10 protein-coding genes are annotated in these 14014 nt (G+C 62.6%); all 10 read right to left on the bottom strand.

The genetic code is table 11. The features are described 5' to 3' along the window. Nucleotides 1-2: 2 nt before the first annotated feature. The 10 genes from C9I47_RS03900 to C9I47_RS03860 all read right to left on the bottom strand — a co-directional run bounded on the left by C9I47_RS03900 (nt 3) and on the right by C9I47_RS03860 (nt 13951). Nucleotides 3-3797, bottom strand: coding sequence for a glycosyltransferase (locus C9I47_RS03900; protein ID WP_190238599.1), 3795 nt, complete (start codon nt 3795-3797; stop codon nt 3-5). A 26-nt stretch (nt 3798-3823) separates the two neighbouring features. Beyond that, entirely contained in the window at nt 3824-5575 is a 1752-nt protein-coding gene (locus C9I47_RS17435) for a sulfotransferase family protein (RefSeq protein WP_145985419.1), read from the bottom strand. Between the two features lie 70 nt (nt 5576-5645). Further along, entirely contained in the window at nt 5646-7070 is a 1425-nt protein-coding gene (locus C9I47_RS03895; RefSeq protein ID WP_190238598.1) for a class I SAM-dependent methyltransferase, read from the bottom strand. Between the two features lie 43 nt (nt 7071-7113). Continuing rightward, nucleotides 7114-8271 (bottom strand): ABC transporter ATP-binding protein, encoded by a 1158-nt coding sequence (locus C9I47_RS03890; protein WP_111265579.1) that lies wholly within the window; start codon nt 8269-8271, stop codon nt 7114-7116. A gap of 4 nt (nt 8272-8275) precedes the next feature. Next, entirely contained in the window at nt 8276-9121 is an 846-nt protein-coding gene (locus C9I47_RS03885) for an ABC transporter permease (protein WP_111265578.1), read from the bottom strand. Continuing rightward, on the bottom strand, nt 9118-10296 hold the full coding sequence (locus C9I47_RS03880) for a cystathionine gamma-synthase (RefSeq protein ID WP_111265577.1): 1179 nt from the start codon (nt 10294-10296) through the stop codon (nt 9118-9120). Before C9I47_RS03880 ends, C9I47_RS03885 begins: the two co-directional genes overlap by 4 nt. Before the next feature lie 159 nt (nt 10297-10455). Continuing rightward, complete coding sequence (locus tag C9I47_RS03875) at nt 10456-11832, bottom strand: pyridoxal-phosphate dependent enzyme (RefSeq protein WP_111265576.1); 1377 nt, start codon at nt 11830-11832, stop codon at nt 10456-10458. Between the two features lie 292 nt (nt 11833-12124). After that, nucleotides 12125-12340 carry a YdcH family protein gene (locus C9I47_RS03870; protein WP_111267946.1) on the bottom strand — a complete coding sequence of 72 codons (216 nt, stop codon included), beginning with the start codon at nt 12338-12340 and terminating at the stop codon, nt 12125-12127. 394 nt (nt 12341-12734) lie between these two features. After that, nucleotides 12735-13574 carry a hypothetical protein gene (locus tag C9I47_RS03865; protein ID WP_145985418.1) on the bottom strand — a complete coding sequence of 280 codons (840 nt, stop codon included), beginning with the start codon at nt 13572-13574 and terminating at the stop codon, nt 12735-12737. Continuing rightward, the gene (locus tag C9I47_RS03860) at nt 13571-13951 is read right to left on the bottom strand and encodes a DUF4398 domain-containing protein (protein ID WP_223250267.1); all 381 of its coding nucleotides are present in this window, start codon (nt 13949-13951) and stop codon (nt 13571-13573) included. Before C9I47_RS03860 ends, C9I47_RS03865 begins: the two co-directional genes overlap by 4 nt. Nucleotides 13952-14014 lie beyond the last annotated feature (63 nt).

Below are 14014 nucleotides of genomic sequence, written 5' to 3'. Positions count from 1 at the left end.
GATCAGCCCGTCGTGGCGACTGGCGTCCGGGTCATACTTCTTGGAGATTCCATCCGCTTCGACAGGAAGCCTGCCACGAACGCTCGGAACGCCTGTTCTCTCCTCCTTGACTCTCCGGACGCCCATCTCAGAGCATTCGCTCTCAAGGTGTCGCGCAGAGCAGCATCATCCAGAAGACGCGACATCTCAAAAACCCAAGCGGTGTGATCCGGTTCCACCAGCAGTCCGGTCTTTTCGTGACTGATCGCACTCCGATATGGTCCGCACGCACTGTAGATTGCCGGAACACCCGCCATGGCATAGTCAAGCACTTTGATATCGGACTTCGCAGTATTGAACTCCGAATCACCTAAAGGCGCGATTGCGATCGTGCATCCACGACACAGCGCACGAAACCACTGAACGAAGCGAGGATAGCTGGCAGCATATTCAGGTACAACCACAAAGGTGGCACCTGGCAAGGGATCGCCTGCACCAACTTGAATGAACTCAGCATCGGGCCTGGCATCGAGCACCGCCTGGACCGCGGGAAGCACCTCCTTCAAGTCCTCGCTGTGCGATTTCGTGCCCATATAGAGGATACGCGGACGATCCATACCCACCAGCCCAGCATCACCCAGTACTCGCTCAGGCGCGCCATCGGGAAGGGGTACCGTCCAGGCCGGCGTATCAAGCATGGTCTCTACGATCTCAACCCTGGGATTCAGCGCACGTAGCTGCTCTGCCAACGCCTGCGTACTCGTGGTCACGACCTCCGCCCCCTGGATCAGGTCCCGAAGCTGCTGCGCGTGAGCGGCATACTCGTCGTAGTCAGGGTGGGCACGCGGCAGGTCCCACAGTGGGTCGTCAATCTCGTAGATATAGGGCACACGTTTTTCGCGGAGAAAATCGACGAGCATGCCGACCTTGTCTTGAGGCACCGCGTCGCGCTGGATAACCACGGCATCAATGTGATCTCCACCTCCGGCCATCAACCATGCGGCGCTCACAGGTCGCACGTCGTTCACAGGACTTCTTCCGACGGCTTTTCGCCAAGGGCGAATCACCCGTATATGCGCGGTGGGGGGAATGAACGGCCTCTGCTTGTACAGCAGTCCCACTCGCGCCCCGGATCGCTCAGGCTGACCAAGAACGGAGTCGTATACTTTTCGGTACTGTGCCGCCATCGTTTCGATGTCATTCCAAACGGCTTCGGACTGTTGCCACCGACAAACGGCATCCAAGCGCTGCTGGTAGCCTTCAGCATCCGCAACGATACGATCAAGCGATGCGAGCACCTCTTCCGGCGACGCGGTCGGTTCAATCAGCCAACCAGCCCCACTGGCACGAATTCGGTCTCCAACGGCCCCGATGTCCATACCCAGCACTGGCACACCACAGGACCACATTTCGGTCAGAGTATGGCAGTAGGTCTCAGCCCATATCGAAAAAACGACTCCAAATGCCGGACCAATTTTGCGCACTTCGCGATGGAAGTTGTCTCGCGTATAGGTGCCGTGGTGAATTCCAACCCCCTTCAACGTGCCGGCCGTAGCACCAAGGAAGTGAAATTCGAAACGCTGCTCAGCACCGATTTCCGCAAGCTTTCTGATCAGCTCACTCCCCTTGGAAGCGCCAATATTCCCTGGAATGAGAATCTTGGTCTTAGACCGCGCGCGATCAAGTCGGGCGTACGCACCGGAGGACTCGAAGTCGCGACCGTGCGGAATTACGGTCACTCTACCCTCGAGTTGTGGATACGCAGCTTCTATGGTCTTCGCCGCAGTAGGCACCGTAGTTATGAAGGCATCACAATCAGCCATGAACGCGCCAACCATTTCCCTCCATCGCTTGACAAAGCGATGTTTCAGCTCGGGCATGTTGGCGCTTGGCCAGAGCGAAGCCGTGCAGCTCGAGCCTCCCTGAGTGCATACACCGCCACAATAGCGAAGATCGCCATCCAGCAGGTTTAGCGACGGGCAAATGCTATAGAAATCGTGCAGCGAATATACGACAGGAATATTCTGAGACCGAGCAATCTTGGCAAGATTCAAGCTATGCCAAGCGACATGGCGCACGTGCAAGATGGTAATCGCTTTCCTGTAGAGAATACCCGCCACGACGCTATCGTAGTCATCTGAAACGTGCGTGATAGGCTCAACCACCTGACTGAGATGATGAACCTCTCGAACTTCGAGCTCTCCATCCACCAGCTGGGATAGCGTGATTGTCTTCGAATCGCACCGAAGCAACCAGCAGTCATAATCGCCAGACATTGCCCGCATCAGATCAAGGTTTGTCTGGGGCGTCCCTCCGGTCTGGGTCGAAATAACGTACATGGCCCTGGGCCTGGGGTTATCGGCGGTGGCGGACAACGAATCCGCAATCCGCTTCCGCAGTTGATTGAACTGCAGATCCCGAAAACGCCCGATAACCTGACCATATTCGGGATAGTCGATATCCAACTGGGTGCGACCGGCCTTGATTAGGCCAGCCTTCTCTTCCTGGAAGCTTTGGGAACGCTTGTGCAGAACGTAAGCTTTGTCGGAGACCACGTTCTTCCAACCAGCTCGTAGAGCGCGCATGCAGAAGTCATTTTCTTCGCCATAACCCCGCGGATAGCGCTTTTCGTCGAACCCTCCAAGGACATCGAGAGCCTCCCTCCGGACCAGCATGCAAAACCCGTTTCCAGTGGGGACCTCAATTGGTTGGCCGGGAGTCGAGTGTACGATCGCCCGCGCGAGCCCTTCTCCATCCAGATGGTCAGGACAAGGATTGTGCTTCCCCATCGCGGGCACTGAGAAAGCTCCAGCATTGTTGGAAAGCGCCGTAACAGTCGCCACTCGCGGCGAAGCGTAGGCACAGTATCGTAGTGCGTCCAGCCACCTCGTCGTGACCACCGTGTCGCTGTTGAGCAGGACGATGTCGTCGCTACCCGCCAGCGCTATGGCCTTGTTGATGGTTCGTGTGTAACCGAGATTGACCGCATTTGTCTCGACACGAATTCGTTCGCAGCCTGCAGCAAACTCACGCAACATCGGGGCTATCAACGGATCGGTGCTGGCATCGTTTACGACAATCGCACTGGCATAGCCGGGCAAATGCTTCATCAAGGCCGTCAAGCATTCACGAACAGCTTCTAGCGCGTTGAACACAGGCACAATTACCGTGATCAACCGGAACTTCCCGTCTCGATATCGCGCCAGCACCCCCTCCCCATGATTCTTTTCAGTGGAACCGTATAGAACGGATTGAGGGCTTCGCTTCAGCGAATGTCCGGAGCGGCGAAACCGCACGTCCACCTCGACTCCCTTGGAGAACACAGCCGACGGACAGGAAAGCGCGAACCCTGCGACCGTTCCGTCCATGCCGTGCGACATGAGGTCTGGGCGCAACATGTCCGTTGTGCAGTCCATCACGTGCGTCCCATCGACGAACACGCTGAGCTCGACCGCCTTTCCGGGTCGCGCCTTGTCGACAGCCCAGCCGACAAGCCCGTGGCTGTTGACCACTTCAAGTGAGCCGGCGAACTCGGCCGGATTACCTACACCCCTGGTGGGAACTCCAGAAAACACACCGTTCAGGTGATGAACTAGCGGATTGATCCCGGCAGAGCGCAGCTCGGGATTTTCCGAAGTATAGCGCACGGTATCGAACGAAGGTCCCGGGTTCCGCCCTAGCAGCGCCCCAAACCGCAGGTAGTGCTCGGCGGGATCGATGCCGGACATCGCAACGTCCGGATATGCGTGCAGGTACCACTTCGCATCGAAAAGGCTGGAACCGCGAATCAGAAGCAGATCTTGCTCGAGCGAATTCATTGAATCGGATCTATTCGTGCGGCCCTTCAACATAGCTTTCTACCCTCATCACGGCCGTGCCTCAGGTAATGAACAAGCGCGTTCATTCCCAAGTCTCTGACATCTGCATTGGCTCGGAGATAGTTGCGTGTGCTGAAGTTCGGACCTGGGTCGCGGCCTTCTTCGCATCCGAATCCCAGATAGTGCTCCAGCGGATCAACTCCATTGCGTGCCACATCCGGGTATTGCTGGAGATACCACGCCCCGTCGAACAGCGCGGACTGGCGCACCACATCTGCATCACTAGCCGGACCACGCGACAACAGACGACGCGCCACCCTTGAGAGCCGCCGGATCGGCCCCCCGAATCTCCAAGTCCAACTTCCGTAGATCCGCGCCAGCTCGGAACGCATCTCCTGCAACTCGTTCTCTGAGCGGCCAAGCGATTCCCTCAGGGCATTCTCGGTAACGCGATGTTCCGACTGAGCCTGGCTCAATCGACCTGCCGCTTCTCGGCCAGCTTCTCGAAGCACCGCGAGCTCGACCTCACTAGCCAGCAGCCTGCGAGTCAGACGGGTTACGTCACCTAGACGTGCTCGGGCGAGACGTTTCGTTTCCGCGTACTCGCCATCCTGGATACGAATACGCTCAAGCAACTCGGCACGGGTATTTTCGAACTCTTCCTCAAGCTTCAGAAACCGGTCATGCTCGCTTGAAAGCGCCGCTTCGGCTATTTCGAGTTTCTCGCGCTCAGCACGGAAGCTCTCCTCCCGAGCTGCAAGCAACTCGCTCTCCTTGCGCATGTCAGCCTCCAAGGCAACGCGCTCAGCTCGCATTTTTTTTATCATGGACTCAAAGTCCCTGGCTCGCTGGACGCTTTCTTCAAGTTTTTCTCGCAAGTCATGCTCTCGCATCTCAAACTTGGCCCTGAGGTTTTCGACAAGAGCGGAACTGGATGAGGCACGAGCGTTGGCAACAGACCGCACGGGCGGTAAGCCTGCCTCGAATTCCAAGAGCGCCCGAGCGCTGACGGCATTTTCCGCACCGAGATCTACATCAATGGATCGCTGAGCCATCAACCTCTTGAACAATCCAACTTCCGGCGAATCCTCAAACTCATCATCCTGAACACCCGATTGACGCTGTCGATAGAGGTCCATTTCGACAAAACGTTCTACCTCCATCCGTGCCGGCAATCTCAATCCACCGACACCATGTTCCTCAAGCTGCGCGAAGAGTGACTTTACCGTTTCCCATGGGCTATTCATCAGGTCGGCATGAAAGACGACCACCGAAGGCAGTCCTCGGGATCCCTCAATAGCCGCGGATACATAGCGCTTCCACAACGCCACAGCCGCCGGCAGGGGAATGCGATTGCGCGTATTGAGACTATGCGCAACTTCAAGCGGGTGACGCACCACATGGATGCAGATCGGCACTTCCAGATAGCGCCTCCACAATGGCATCAGCAGGCACATCCTAGGTTCCTTGATAAACCAAGGCCGATGCGCATCCATCTCCAGCAGCAGTTTTTCCGCCCGCTCGCCGAACCCTTTCACAGTTCTCTCAGGTAGCGCGCCGACATCGAACCGAGAGACTCGGTTCCAATCGCAATCGACCGAGTGCAAGGTCCAGTCGTTGATCTCGCGTACGTCCCGGCGCTCCCAGAACCCCTTGGGATTCTCAATGTTCGCACCGGTGCTAACGCCTTCTGGCCCAAAGTAGGCGCCCATCAGATTCAACACGCGCCCCAGGACCGATGTGCCAGAGCGATGCATGCCCAACACGATCAATTGCATTACCTCCGCCCTCCTCGACAACACGAGGTCAACCCGCAGGCAGCTTCACGATAGATGGCCGACAGCCAGGTCACCGCTGACCTCCGTCTGGAGCCGCATCCGCCCGATCGATCTTCCGGATATCGTCGCTTCGCCTCAAGTTACTCGCCAACTTCAGCCTCCAGCCAACCGGAGCCTTTGCATTGGCGGCCAGCACCGAGAGCCCAGATTTCCATACGTCAGACGCGGAGCCCCACGCCGGCAGCTTGATTTCGAAGCCGCAACGCACATCGCCGCCGGACACGCGCTTGGCAACGTCAGGGCGTTCGATTCGTTCAAAATCCTCCAGTTCCGTGACAGTGTCTCCGATGTGCACGATCAGTCGCTCGGCCACATTCCCTTCCGAATCAAGCGCCCACCCGCGCAGGCGAATCTGATTGCTTCGAATGTCCATGGAATCGACATATCCATGCCCAAGCTCAAGTCCCGTCGCAGTTTGGGTCTGAAGCTTGGCCAACTCTGAAAAGTAGGCTTCCGCCCGACTTTCAGCATCTTCGCTCGGCCGCGGCGGACTGGAAACTCGCTCCCACTTCAACTCAACAGGCAAGTAATTTCGTCGTTCGAGTAACTCACGCACCAACGATTGCCATGCCTCTGGCACGTACGCATCCAGAGCGAAATCTCCATCGCCTGCGGACTTCAACCAGGCCTCAACCAGCTTGGCGCCCTGCCCTGCTTCGAACACGCGCAGCAGGGTCACATCGAGGTGATATGGCGAATAGTCTCTAGTGACCAAGTTTTTGAGCGATGCATCGACCTTCAACTCGGAGACGGCAATCCGGCGCAGGACCTCGTCACCGGATACGAGCCGTACGGAGCTATTGGCGAAAGCGGTCGCAGCGATCGACGATTTCCCATATCCAGGAGGTTGCATCAGCAAATAGGCAACAGCCCGACGATGGTGCACATGGACGACATGGCGCGACACCGGATCCCCCGACTGCTGCACACTGGGGCCCATCCACTTCCATGCATGCTTCGCGAGCACCTCGCGCAGCATCGGCATCGTCGGGAAATAGCGCTCGTCGATACCCCGCTCGACCTTCACCCACTCGGCCCGCTCGGAGGACACGATGCCGAGTTCGAGCACCAGCGTCCCGCCGGGCGCAAGGCGTTCGACCAGCGTATCGATAAGCGCGGGCTGGTCTTCCGCATAATGAAGGGCGGAAGCCAGCAGGATCACATCGAACTCCCCTTCCGGGAGGGAGTCCCAGCCTTGCTGCAGGAACTCGCATTCCGGGAAACGGTTTCGCGCACGCTTGATGAAGCCGGCGGAGTGGTCGATACCCACTGACCTGCGCGCGCCCTCGAAGTGCGCAAACCCGCAGAAGAATCCCTCGTTGCAGCCGACGTCGAGGAAGCGCTTTCCATTCAACGGGGGCAACCGCAGCCCCTTGAGCTTCTCAAGAGTCTTGGAATCGCCGGGCACACCGGGAAACGACTGATATTGCGCCATGCCTAGTACCGCTCCTCGATATCCTGCCAAACCATCAGATAACTCAACACACGAGCGCCGCGGAAACGGACGGCGCAAGCCGCAAGACCGCATCGGCGGACTCATGCCGTTCACCACCCAGGACGCGAACATCCGGTCCTAGATCGGAAAGAACCCGCAGCCCTGACACTGGGACGAAAGCCTTGAAGCCGCACATATCGGTAGCAAGACCAAAGTGCTTGCACACATCCGGACGCCGGATTCGGGTCAGCTCGACCGCCAGATAGCGATGGCCGTCGACGTCGAGTGCCAGGCCTTCGGGCAAGCCGCCCTGAGCGTTAACCATCCAACCGGTAACCTCGACCCGACCCCGCATGGCATCGACACGGATGTCTTCGACAGCGCCATATACCTGCGCGCCGGCTCCGGCGCCCGGGGCTTCGTCGCCCAGCGTCACCGCGTCGCCGCCCTTTCTCAGGCGCGACATCAGCTCGTGGTAATACTTGAGGGAATCGCCAATGTCTCCGGCATGGACCAGGCGTCCGCGCTCGAGCACGATCCCCTTGTTGCACAGATCGCGCAGCAATCCCACGCTGTGGCTGGCCAGGACAACGATCTTGCTGCCTCCCACCCGGCCCTGCATGCGTGCCTTGGCTCGCGCCATGAAGTCGGCATCGCCAGCGCCAACCCACTCGTCCATCAGCATGATGTCGTGCTGCACCGAGGTGGAAATGGCGAATCCGAGCCTCATCTTCTGGCCGGAGGAAAGCGTTCTGAGCCGCTGCCCGGCCTTTTCCGTCAAACCAGAGAACTCGAGGATCGGCTGCACCTGCTGACGGATGAAGGCCGCGGTCAGGCCCATCGCGATGCCGCGCAGATAGATGTTCTCGGCGACGGTGGCCTCGCCATTGAAGCCCAACGACATGTTGAGCAGGGCCTGACAGCTTCCGCTGACCTCGACACTGCCCTCGGTCGGTTGATAGACGCGGTTGAGCACCCTCAACAGGGTGGACTTGCCGGCGCCGTTGCGACCCAGGATCGCGAGACGGTCGCCATCGTTCACATCGAAGCTGAGCCGGTCCAGAAGCCTGACCAGGCGGCGCTTCGGCGGCTGGAACGCGGCGCCGAGAAACAGACTGCCCCACCCCTTTGCCGGCCGCTCGCTCTGCAGGAATGTCGGGACGTCGAGCGAAACCCCTTGCACACGGATAAACGCACTCATCGCCTCAGATCCACAACGGCACGAACCGCGCGTAGCGGCGGTATGCGAATGTCGCCACGATCAACCCGACGACCGTGATCACCGCGACGTAGACAAGGGACCCCGGATCGACCGGGTCGCCCATGATCGGAGCGCGAAAGATCTCGACGAAGTGGTAGAAGGGGTTCATCCGCATCAGTTGCGCACGGTGGCTGTTCGCCGGCACGGCCTCGGGATACCAGATGATCGGCGTCAGCAGGAACAGGAAAATCGACACATTGGTGAGCAACTGCCCGAAGTCCGGAAATCTGGCACCGGTCAGCCCGAACACCGCCGATATCCATAGTCCGTTCACATAGATGATCACGAGCGCGAGCAAGGCCCACGCCAGCCCGACAAGGGACACCTGACCAAACAGCATCAGCGCCGCCACGGTTACCGGCACGTACATGCACATGTCGAAGAACGACTTGGCCAGCGATTGCAGCAGGTAGTCGGTCAGGCGAACGTGTCCGTCCATGATGAAGGAGTGGCTGCCGTGGAACACGTTCGCGCTTCCGATCACGGACGACATCATCGTCCGGAAGATCATCGAACCCAGGGCCACATGGGCATAGAAACGGCCAGGCGACCCCGGCTGCATGTCGGCAAAGAACTTGCCCAACCCGAACACGTATACGAGCGACGGCGCCATCAACCAGAGAATGCCGAATCTGGACTTGCGCGCCTTGACGATGATGTCGAGCCAACTGGACAGGGCCCAGAATTCGGGATTGCGGAAGCTCTGCCTCACCTCCCGCCAGAATGCACCTGGAGCACCGGTGCTTCGGGTCGAGACCAGCGTCGGAGCCGTGGCCGGAAGGTCGTTCACGCCAACGCCGCTTCGATGTCGGACTGTAGATCGGCCAACGCCTCCACCCCCACGCTCAACCGCACCAGCGCGTCGCTCAGGCCCAGCCGCTGGCGGCGTTCGGGCGGGACCGAGGCGTGGGTCATGATCGCCGGGTGGTTGACCAGGCTCTCGACTCCGCCGAGGGACTCGGCCAGGGCGAACAGCTCGGTGCGCTCGCACAGACGCCTGGCCGCGTCCACCCCGCCCTTGAGCACGATGCTGATCATGCCGCCGAAGCCGTCCATCTGGCGCTTCGCCAGCGCGTGCTGCGGGTGCGAGGCCAGGCCCGGGTAGATGACCTTGTCGATCGCGGGATGGCTTTCCAGCCACTGCGCCAGCGCCAGCGCGTTGTCGCAGTGCGCCTTCATCCGCAGGTGCAGGGTCTTCAGGCCACGCAGCGCCAGGAAGCTGTCGAACGGCCCCTGCACGGCGCCGACCGAGTTCTGCAGGAAGGCCATCTGCTCGGCCAGCTCGGCGTTGTCGCCGACCACCGCGATGCCGCCGACCATGTCCGAGTGACCGTTGAGATACTTGGTCGCCGAGTGCATCACGATGTCGGCGCCCAGCTCGAACGGGCGCTGCACGATCGGCGAGCAGAAGGTGTTGTCGACCACCACCAACAGGCCATGGCGATGGGCGATCACGGCGATCTGCTCGATGTCGACCAGCTTCAGCATCGGGTTGGTCGGGCTCTCGATCCAGACCATCCGGGTCTCGGGACGGATCGCCGCCTCGAACGCGGCGGCGTCGCTGAGATCGACCCAGCTGACCTCCAGCCCGGCGCTGCGGCGACGCACGCGCTCGAACAGGCGGTAGGTGCCGCCGTAGACGTCGTCCATCGCGACGACGTGGCTGCCGGCGTCGAGCAGCTCCAGGATCGTCGAGGTCGCGGCCATGCCGGAGCCGAACGCGAAGCCGCGGCTGCCGCCTTCCAGCGCCGCGACGCAGCGCTCGTAGGCGAAGCGGGTCGGATTGTGGGTGCGCGAATACTCGAAGCCCTGATGCTCGCCAGGGCTGGCCTGTACATAGGTCGAGGTCGCGTAGATCGGCGTCATCACCGCGCCGGTGCTCGGATCGGGCGCCTGCCCTGCGTGGATCGCAAGGGTGCCCAGACCGGGCCTGCGCGCTTCGCCGTCCGGATGTCGTTGTGTCATTGCCTGTTCCCGCTGCGGGGCCATGCCCGCGGGCACGGCGACCGCTAAGTTTACCTCGGCCATCCGCACATCGGCACCCGCCGGAACGCTGGTATTCAGCTATCCCGGTGGGTGAAATGTGATGTCAACGGCATGTGAATTCCACGCCTGCGACGCCCGTCACTGCACCCGCCGGCGCAGGTAGTTCAGCAGGTCGATGCGGGTGATCAGACCGACGAAGCGCTCGCCGTCCATCACGATGGCGACATGGCCACGGTCGAATATCGGTAGCAGCGACTCGATCGGAGCGCCGACCTGGACCTTGTCCAGCTTGCTGACCATCGCGGTGGAGACCGGGTCGCGGAAGCGCGCCTCGTCGCCGTAGACGTGCAGCAGCACATCGCTCTCGTCGACGATGCCGACCAGGACGTCGCCGTCCATCACCGGCAACTGGGAGACGTCGTACAGCTTCATCCGCTGGTAGGCGGTGACCAGCAGGTCGGCGGGACCGACCACCACGGTGTCGCGCTGCGCGTACGGCCGCAGGATCAGGTCGCGCAGGTCGCCGCTGGGCTCGCGCTCCAGGAAGCCGTTGTCCAGCATCCAGTAGTCGTTGTACATCTTCGACAGGTACTTGTTGCCGGTGTCGCAGACGAACACCAGCACCTTCTTCGGCTCGGTCTGCTCGCGGCAGTAACGCAGCGCCGCGGCCAGCAGGGTGCCGGTCGAGGAGCCGCCGAGGATGCCCTCCTGCTCCAGCAGCTTGCGCGCGGTCAGGAAGCTCTCCTGGTCGCTGATCGCATAGGCCTTCTTGACCCGGCTGAAGTCGGAGATCGTCGGCAGGAAGTCCTCGCCGATGCCCTCGACCATCCAACTGGCCGACTTCTCCGACAGGGTGCCGCGGTTGACGTACTCCTCCAGGATCGAGCCGACCGGGTCGGCCAGCACCAGCTCGGTGTGGGGCGAGTGTTCGGCGAAGCACTTCGACAGCCCGCTCATCGTGCCCGAGCTGCCGCAGCCGAACACGATCGCGTCCAGCCCGCCGACGTCGGCCATCTGCGCCAGGATTTCCGGACCGGTGCCGTACTCGTGCGCGGCCGGGTTGTCGGGGTTGCCGAACTGGTTGATGAAATAGGCCCCCGGGGTCTCGCGGGCGATCCGCTCGGCCATGTCCTGGTAGTAGTCGGGGTGGCCCTTGGCGACATCGGAACGGGTCAGCACGACCTGGGCGCCCATCGCCTTGAGATTGAAGATCTTCTCCCGGCTCATCTTGTCCGGGACCACCAGGACCAGCTTGTAGCCCTTCTGCTGCGCGACCAGGGCCAGGCCGATGCCGGTGTTGCCGGCGGTGCCCTCGACCAGGGTGTCGCCGGGCTTGATGTCGCCACGGGCCTCGGCGGCCTCGATCATCTTCAGGCCGATCCGGTCCTTGATCGAGCCGCCTGGATTCTGCGATTCCAGCTTGAAATACAGCTCGCAAACGCCGGTATCCAGGCGCTGGGCCTTGACGATCGGGGTGGCGCCGATCAGTTCGAGTACGGAATCGTGAATGGCCATGCGGGTCGCCCGGTCTCCTGAGGCCGCGTCGCTGCGGCGGGTACGGGAATTCTAACCGGCGGACCGGCGGCGCCGTGCCCGGGCGCGCCACGCGGGCGCGGCGATGGCATGGATGACGGGGATGGGAACGCAGATCGGGGCCGGACAGCCGCCGCGGCTGCGGGTGCAGCCGCGGCGGCTCCGGGTTCTGGGCAGCGGCACCGACGAGGAGGCGCCGCCGCCCGGAAAACACGCTTCAACGTCGCCCCGGCACAGGGGCGATGCCCGGAGTCGGCCGGGCACCGTCCGGGCATCAGTGCTGGGCGTCGTACATCCGCAGCAAGCGATCCTTGGCGGCGAGCTTCTCGCGTTTCATCTGGTTCAGGGTGACATCGTCGATCGGCAGAACGCCCAGTTCGGCGTCGGTCACCTTCTTGTCCAGCAGCTTGTGACGCTGATACAGCTGTTTGAACTCCGGATCGGCCTTCATCAGCGCCTCGATCTCGGGCTGCGGCTGCTCTTCGAACATGGAAACCTCCTTCAGCATTGCGGGGGATTACGTCCGGCCGGGGCCGGGCTGTCAGGGAGGGCCTGCAAACGAAAACGCCCCGACCAGGGGTCGAGGCGCGTCACGCAGGTCAGCGATGTGGCCCGGCAGGGGATGGATCAGGATGAGGCATCCTTGTCGGCCCTGTCCGCACGTCCCCGCCGCGGCCCTGACCAGGGCTGCGGGGGTCGACGGAGAGGGCGTCTGCTTCATCGGGCCGGGCTCGTCACCAAGCGGATGGAGGCCGCTTGGATATATGACCCTACTCCTCGCCGGAGCCGCCGGCAAGCACCGGTGGATGAACGGAACCGGCATGCGCCACGGCCACCGGACCGGCCCCAAACCCAACCCCAAGCCATTGACGCCCAAGGAAAAATTACGGAACGACCACCTCGACACGATTGCCGCCGCCATCGGAGACGCGCAACTGGCCGGCGGCGATCCCCGCGGCGACCAGGGCATCGCTGACCACGCTCGCGCCCTGCCCGGATACCCGCACCGTGCGGTTGCCGGACAGCGCCTGGATGTAGGCCGCCAGCGCCCGGACATGGCCGTCGCCGGAGCCGCTCAGGGCCGAGCGCCCGGACCGGAACGCATCGCCGGACAGGGTGAACACCTCGCCGCGGCGCTCGCGCCGGACCGGCGGCAGCTTGGCCCCGGCGACCAGCTCGGCCTCCTGCCGCGCCAGCGCCGCCTCGCGCTCGCGCGCCGCCGCCAGCCGCGCCTCCTGCACCCCGGCCACGCCCTGCAGGGCGGTCTCGACATCCTGCATCGCGGCCTCGCCGGCCTGGTTCTGCTCGCGCAGCCGCGCCGCCTCCTCGGCCTGGATCTGGGCCTGGATGCGCAGACGCTCGGCCTCGGCCCGGGCGCGCGCGGCATCGCGGCGACTGGCTTCGACCAGCAGATCGCTGCGCTGCCGCTCCAGTTGCAGCAGCTCGCCCTTCATCGCCTCGTTGCGGGCGCTGATCTCGGCGATCTCGACCCGCCTTTCGGCGACGTAGCGGGCCGCCTCGCGGTCGCGGCTGCCGGCCTCGGCCAGGGCCTCCAGCGCCTGCCGCGCCTGCATGCGCTGGTAGGCGCCGTGGCGCGCCAGCGCCGGGTCGGCGTCGAGCACGGACAGCCGCTGGGCCAGCGATTCGGGCGTGTGACCCTGCTGGGCCTGGGCGAAGCCGGCCAGCGACAACAGCAGCACCGCCCCTGCGATACGCGCGCTCATCGGCCGCCCTCCCCACCCAGCCGCTGCTGCAGGCGGGCGATCTCGGCGCGGCGCTGGGCGACCTGCGCGCTCAGCTGGGCCTCCTCGCTGCGCGCCGACGCCAGATCGGCGTCGGCGCTGGCGGCGAGCGCGAACCGGCGCGCGTCCGCCTCGCGCCCCTCGGCCATCGCCACCTGCGCGCGACCGAGCGCGTCGCGGGCGCTGGCGATGTCGGCGCCGGCGTACTGGTCGGCATCGGCGTCGGAGGCGGCCGCGATCGCCTGCTGCGCGCCCGCCAGCTCGGCGGTCGGTGGCGGCAGGCTGGCGCAGGCGCTCAGCGTCGAAGCGAGAACTGCGGCCATCAGCAGGCCGCGGAAGTGTGCGAAGCTTGGGGTCATTGGGGAGGCCATGCGGTAGTGATTCGCAGGGCCATTGTCTGAAGCCGGTGCCCGGCTTGCAAC

Source organism: Marilutibacter maris (assembly GCF_003233695.1).
GTDB lineage: Bacteria > Pseudomonadota > Gammaproteobacteria > Xanthomonadales > Xanthomonadaceae > Marilutibacter > Marilutibacter maris.
The sequence above is the reverse complement of the archived record's forward strand: the minus strand, read 5'-3'. Positions and strand labels throughout refer to the sequence as shown.